The 6,608-nt window shown below is 49.4% G+C and carries 4 protein-coding genes; 3 read left to right on the forward strand and 1 reads right to left on the reverse strand.

Going from position 1 to position 6,608, the window contains the following annotated elements:
- The first annotated feature begins 241 nt into the window (after nucleotides 1-241).
- Nucleotides 242-616: a hypothetical protein gene (locus AC2VDX_RS04745; RefSeq protein WP_378175825.1), complete on the forward strand. Its 375-nt coding sequence runs from the start codon at nucleotides 242-244 to the stop codon at nucleotides 614-616.
- A gap of 3 nt (nucleotides 617-619) precedes the next feature.
- Here the strand turns inward: AC2VDX_RS04745 and AC2VDX_RS04750 are convergent, their stop codons facing one another.
- On the reverse strand, nucleotides 620-1,942 hold the full coding sequence (locus AC2VDX_RS04750; protein WP_378175828.1) for a glycosyltransferase family protein: 1,323 nt from the start codon (nucleotides 1,940-1,942) through the stop codon (nucleotides 620-622).
- A 277-nt stretch (nucleotides 1,943-2,219) separates the two neighbouring features.
- Here AC2VDX_RS04750 and AC2VDX_RS04755 point away from each other — a divergent pair, with 277 nt between their 5' ends.
- Together AC2VDX_RS04755 and AC2VDX_RS04760 are read left to right on the forward strand one after the other, a co-directional pair.
- Nucleotides 2,220-6,197 carry a magnesium chelatase subunit H gene (locus tag AC2VDX_RS04755; RefSeq protein ID WP_378175831.1) on the forward strand — a complete coding sequence of 1,326 codons (3,978 nt, stop codon included), beginning with the start codon at nucleotides 2,220-2,222 and terminating at the stop codon, nucleotides 6,195-6,197.
- A 133-nt stretch (nucleotides 6,198-6,330) separates the two neighbouring features.
- On the forward strand, nucleotides 6,331-6,495 hold the full coding sequence (locus tag AC2VDX_RS04760) for a hypothetical protein (protein ID WP_378175834.1): 165 nt from the start codon (nucleotides 6,331-6,333) through the stop codon (nucleotides 6,493-6,495).
- The last annotated feature ends 113 nt before the right edge of the window (nucleotides 6,496-6,608 follow it).

A 6,608-nucleotide genomic window follows, 5' to 3' on the forward strand; every position in this document is an offset into this window, starting at 1 on the left:
AAATTGAGATCGATAACCGAGAAATGTGGTGATTACCCACGCAGCCAATTAACCGAAAAATTGTACTTCAGATTGCTGCCGTGTCAAGTTTGGCAGTCAAGCCTTTAGCTGGGGTCTGTCTCAGGGTGGAAATTGTCGGCACTTCACAACTTTTTTAGGCAGTGAGGAACAACCTATATTCACGGATTCTTGACTTTTGTTAAAATCCCTGAAGAGTGACTACTATAGTGTTGTAAAACCCATGCTGATTGAAATTGTACCGTTTAGATTCGAGCTGGATGCGACAGCGATCGCGGGTGCTAGTCTATGGTCGCTAGCTTTATATCTCGGTTGCTCTCCGGTCAGCGAATGGGTCATAGAACAAATTAATCGCTGGTTTAACTTCGCTGAGCGATCGCTCTACACTTCACAAGAAGAGTTTGAAAGAACCCGCCAGGGTAGAGAAGCTCAAAACGCCTTTTATGCTTCTATTTTCAGCATTGTGCCTTTTTTCCTAATTGGCGGTATTTGCAATTATGGGGTAGAACTTGGCTTAGGACGCAGCTGGGCAATCAGTATGGGAATGCTTGCTTGTGTCGGTTGCGGGATCTACGAACTGGGGCGTCGTAGCGCTTAAAAATTAAGCATTTTGTATTTCTAACTCCTCGCAGACTAACTTTGCCAGTTTTTGGGCAGCACCCGTTTCACCTCGAATGCTGCGGAGGCGATCGCGCATTTCCTGCAATTTTTCAGGATGATTTAAGTAATCTAAAGCCAATTCTGCAACATCTGCCGCTTGTAGTTTACCGACTAATTCTGGAACTACCTGCGTTTTCGCCCAAATATTGGGCCAAGCATATAAACGCCCTTGTTGCATGACTTTTTGCATGATTATCCAGTTGATCGCTTTGGCAAAACTAGAACCGAAGACTGGCAAATTTGCAAGTAATCCAGGCAACCCATCCCAGCTTCGCATGGCATCCAGTTGTTGAGTCGGCAATAAGACAATCATCGGAACTGCTAAGGCAGCGAGTTCAGCGGTATTGGCTCCCACCGTCGTAAAACATAGAGAACACTGGGATAATAAGTCATAAGCTGGCGATCGCGTCCATAGTTCCACTCGCAGTCCCGCCGCTGTTTTGAGATACGGAAGTTCTGGCGGATCGGGAATCATTAGTTCTGCCCAAGCGCCTTTGACTAATTCAATCACTGGATTTTGCTTGGGATCGGCAAATCGAGCTAAAGTTTTTAGATCCAAAGTAGGCGCGACGGGAATTGCAAAGCGGGTTTGGGGACGGGCAGCATGGATGCATTCTGCGATCGCTAAACACAACGGCACCCCTTGAGCAAGTTTTGCTGGTTTCGACCCAGGTAGTATTCCAATCAGTTGAGTGCTGAGTGCTGAGTACTGAGTGCTGAGTGAAGGATGAAATCTCCGGCTCTCCCCCTCTCCCACTTCCCCACTCTCCCACTCTTGTTGCGCTTCTGCCATCAAATCCCCGACGACAGCGAACTTGTGGGCATATTTCTGGGGAATGCGGGCGACGAGTTCCGGTTTCATGACGCCAAATCGGTCAATCAAACTGTGCCAACGGGCGTCCCACTCGGCATAGACAACCGTGCGATAACCCAAGCGTCTGCCAATGAGGACGGGAAAAATTTGATCGCCACCCAGAAACACGACTACACCGCGATCGCGCCAATCCCAGTTTTCTGCGGTCTTTCCCCACAGCAAGAACTCCCAGAAATTCCCTGCCCCCTGTACGCGGTCTACTTCCGGGTAAGATTGGGCAATTGCCGCTTCTTTACCACTGGCGTTAGGACAAGGGGACAAAACTACCGAGATCCGCACTGCGGAACGGTCATCCCCTAGTTGTTCCCGCAAAGCCTTTACCACAGGTCGCACCCAAGTCGCTAACTCCCCAGGGCCATTTGAAAGAATCAAGATGTCCAAAGTTGGCATTTCCCGTCCCAAAACTTAATACTTATTTGCAAAAAAATGAGTATGCACTTCGGAATTTGTCAATATATATAAAAAATTGTTTCAAAGTTTTTATCGAATTGTGTCAGATAATGCCCAAACCCCGCACTGGGTAAGCATTTTTTGGTAAAAACACTTGATAAGCCAATCAATCATCAGAACCCAGAATTCAGAAAGATGAGCGATCGCCTCAGACTTCTGTATCTTTAATTCTGCCTTCCTAAATAAGAGAACACGTTATCATTTGGAGCCTACGCGAATGTTCACTCACGTCAAGTCCACCATTCGCCACATTGCCCCAGAAAACCTGCGGGGGCGATCGCTACTCAAGGTGGTCTATGTCGTGCTAGAGCCACAGTACCAGAGTGCCCTCTCAGGAGCGGTTCGCTCAATTAACGAGAACCATCCCGACTTAGCCATTGAAATTAGCGGTTATCTGCTTGAAGAACTGCGCGACCCTGAGAACTACGACGGTTTTAAGCGAGAAGTTGCGCGTGCCAATGTCTTTATCGCTTCCCTAATCTTTATTGAAGACTTAGCGGATAAAGTCGTTGCAGCAGTAGAACCCCACCGCGACAACCTTGATGTTGCCGTCGTCTTCCCGTCGATGCCACAAGTGATGCGCCTGAACAAAATGGGCAGCTTCTCAATGGCGCAGCTGGGGCAATCTAAGAGTGCGATCGCCCAATTCATGCGGAAGCGCAAAGAAAAATCCGGATCTTCCTTCCAAGATGGGATGCTGAAGCTACTGCAAACTTTGCCCAAAGTTCTGAAATACCTGCCAATGGACAAAGCGCAGGATGCTCGGAACTTCATGCTCAGCTTCCAATATTGGCTAGGCGGTTCCTCAGAAAACCTGGAGAACTTCCTGCTGATGCTGGCGGATAGATACGTCCTCAAGGGTGTAGAGACGCGCCGTGGCTCGTCTTTCCAATACAAAGACCCTGTCACCTATGTTGATATGGGGATCTGGCACCCCTTGGCACCGCAGATGTTTGAGGATGTCAAGGAATATTTCAACTGGTACAACAGCCGCAACGATATTTCTGCCGATCTCAAAGATCCCCTTGCTCCCTGTGTAGGTTTAGTGCTGCAACGCACTCACCTCGTCACCGGCGACGATGCCCATTATGTGGCAATGGTGCAGGAACTAGAAGCAATGGGCGCACGGGTAATTCCTGTCTTTGCTTCCGGTTTAGATTTCTCTAAGCCAGTTGATGCTTTCTTCCTTCAAGGAAACCAGACGATAGTAGACACGGTAGTATCCCTGACCGGATTTGCCCTCGTCGGTGGTCCCGCTAGACAAGATCATCCAAAGGCAATTGACACTCTCAAACGCCTCAATCGCCCCTACATGGTGGCATTGCCGCTGGTATTCCAAACAACAGAAGAGTGGGAAAATAGCGACTTGGGGCTGCATCCGATACAAGTGGCGTTGCAAATTGCCATTCCCGAACTGGATGGAGCAATCGAGCCAATTATCCTTTCGGGAAGGGATGGAGCCACCGGGAAAGCGATCGCCCTCCAAGATCGAATAGAAGCGATCGCTCAACGCGCCTTAAAATGGGCAAACCTGCGCCGCAAGCCAAAACTCCAAAAGAAAGTTGCTATCACCGTCTTCAGCTTCCCCCCGGACAAAGGCAACGTCGGGACTGCTGCTTATCTGGATGTATTTGGTTCCATCTACGAGGTGATGAAAGCCCTCAAGCAGAACGGTTACGACCTCCCAGAACTGCCAGAGTCAGCGATGGCGTTGATGCAAGAAGTCATCCACGATGCCCAAGCACAGTACAGCACTCCGGAACTGAATATCGCCTATCGGATGTCAACGCCGGAGTATGAAGACTTAACTCCTTACTCTCAACGGCTAGAAGAAAACTGGGGCAAACCACCCGGACATCTCAACAGCGACGGGCAGAATTTATTAATCTACGGCAAACACTTCGGCAACGTCTTTATTGGCGTCCAGCCAACCTTTGGCTACGAAGGCGATCCGATGCGGTTGCTGTTCTCCCGTTCTGCCAGTCCCCACCACGGCTTTGCCGCTTATTACACCTATCTAGAGCGAATTTGGAAAGCCGACGCCGTGCTGCACTTCGGCACGCATGGATCGCTGGAATTCATGCCAGGAAAGCAGATGGGGATGTCTAACGAATGTTACCCCGATAACTTGATTGGCAACATTCCCAATCTCTACTACTACGCGGCGAATAACCCCAGCGAAGCCACCATTGCCAAACGTCGCAGCTACGCCGAAACCATCTCCTACTTAACTCCCCCGGCTGAAAATGCTGGACTTTACAAGGGTTTGCAAGAATTGAGCGAATTAATCGGTTCTTACCAAACCCTAAAAGATACGGGGCGAGGCATCCAGATTGTTAACACGATCGTGGATAAGAGCCGTATGGTGAATCTGGATAAAGATATCGCCTTGCCAGAGAAAGACGCCAAGGAGATGACAAGCGAGGAACGGGATACCCTCGTCGGTTTGGTGTACCGGAGACTGATGGAAATTGAGTCGCGGCTATTACCTTGTGGCTTGCACGTCGTTGGGAAACCGCCAAGTGCAGAAGAAGCGATCGCTACCCTGGTCAATATCGCCAGTCTCGACCGAAACGAAGAAGAAATTCTCAGTCTTCCCCGCATCATCGCCAACAGTATCGGACGAAATATTGACGACATCTACAAGAACAACGACAAAGGCATCTTAGAAGATGTTCAGCTATTGCAAGAGATCACCCTTGCCACTCGTGCCGCTGTTTCCGCCCTCGTCAAAGAACAAACTGACGCCGATGGTCGCGTTTCCCTCGTTTCTAAGCTCAATTTCTTCAACATGGGCAAGAAGGAACCTTGGATTGAGGCAATGCATGAAGCCGGTTATTCCCAAGTTGATACTCAACAGATTAAACCCCTATTCGAGTATCTGGAATTCTGTCTCCAGCAAGTTTGTGCCGATAACGAACTCGGTGCCTTACTCAAAGGTTTAGAAGGCGAATACATCATCCCCGGTCCCGGTGGCGATCCCATCCGCAACCCGGATGTCCTACCTACAGGCAAAAACATCCACGCCCTCGATCCCCAGTCCATCCCCACCGCAGCCGCAGTCAAATCTGCCAAAATCGTTGTAGACCGACTCCTAGAACGGCAACGGGCGGAAACGGGTAACTATCCCGACACCATCGCCTGCGTCCTCTGGGGAACCGACAACATCAAAACCTACGGCGAATCCCTCGCTCAAATTATGTGGATGGTGGGCGTTAAACCTGTGCCAGATGCTTTGGGACGAGTCAATAAACTGGAACTGATTCCGCTTGCTGAACTCGGACGTCCCCGCATTGATGTGGTCATCAACTGTTCTGGTGTCTTCCGCGACTTGTTCATTAACCAGATGAACCTACTCGACCAAGCTGTGAAAATGGCAGCAGAAGCCGACGAACCCCTATCGATGAACTTCGTCCGCAAACACGCCTTACAACAGGCGGAGGAAATGGGCATCAACCTGCGCCAAGCAGCGACTCGCGTTTTCTCCAATGCTTCTGGTTCTTATTCTTCTAATATCAACCTGGCAGTCGAAAACAGCACCTGGGAAAGCGAATCTGAATTACAAGATATGTACCTCAGCCGCAAATCCTTCGCCTTCACCTCTGATAGTCCAGGCACAATGGAACAGTCGCGTCAAATTTTTGAAACAGCCCTCAAAACCGCTGAGGTGACGTTTCAAAATCTCGACTCTTCCGAGATTAGCCTCACCGATGTTTCGCACTACTTCGACTCTGACCCCACCAAGGTTGTCGCCAGTCTGCGCGGCGATGGCAAAACGCCAACATCCTACATTGCCGATACCACCACCGCCAACGCCCAAGTCCGCACCCTTTCCGAAACCGTCCGCCTAGATGCCCGTACCAAACTACTTAATCCCAAGTGGTACGAGGGAATGCTAAGCCACGGTTACGAAGGCGTCCGCGAACTCTCGAAGCGGCTAGTAAATACGATGGGTTGGTCTGCAACTGCTGGTGCTGTCGATAACTGGATTTACGAGGATACAAATACCACGTTTATCCAAGATGAAGAAATGCGTCAGCGGTTAATGAATCTCAATCCTCACTCTTTCCGCAAAGTTGTCGCCACTTTACTCGAAGTAAATGGTCGCGGTTACTGGGAAACCAGCGAAAGCAACTTACAAATGCTGCGCGAATTGTATCAGGAGGTCGAGGATCGGATTGAAGGGATTGAGTAGAGCGCTACTTCACAAATAGCGTGAGGGGCACGGCATGACCGTGCCTTCTGCATTTATACGGGCTTAATTGGCTGGTGTTTGCAAAAACATCATTCATTTTCATTGATAAGCTAAGTATGTTTGTGCAAACATATTGACAGAGAGTAGCCAAATTCCCCAGATGCGTAAGGAAGACCAGCCCTACTCACTACTATTCAAGTCAGCTCCACAAATTGCTTTGTTCAAAGGTCTGATTGCTGCAACACGGGACAATCGCCTCAGCCTTTATGAAGCCGTGCAACGAGCTAACGGGACTTGAACTTTGTTCAAGCCCAAACAAGCCCTAAATGGGCTAGGTGTAAGGCAAATACGTCAGTATTCTCCTGAAGCCAACGGACAAACCGATAGGATATAGCTGTTCTAAAAGCTGAC

The sequence above is a fragment of the Coleofasciculus sp. H7-1 genome, from assembly GCF_057473865.1.

Coding starts and splice junctions, on each gene's coding strand:
- AC2VDX_RS04745 (WP_378175825.1), top strand. CDS start 242: ATGCTGATTGAAATTGTACCGTTTAGATTCGAGCTGGATGCGACAGCG.
- AC2VDX_RS04750 (WP_378175828.1), bottom strand. CDS start 1,942: ATGCCAACTTTGGACATCTTGATTCTTTCAAATGGCCCTGGGGAGTTA.
- AC2VDX_RS04755 (WP_378175831.1), top strand. CDS start 2,220: ATGTTCACTCACGTCAAGTCCACCATTCGCCACATTGCCCCAGAAAAC.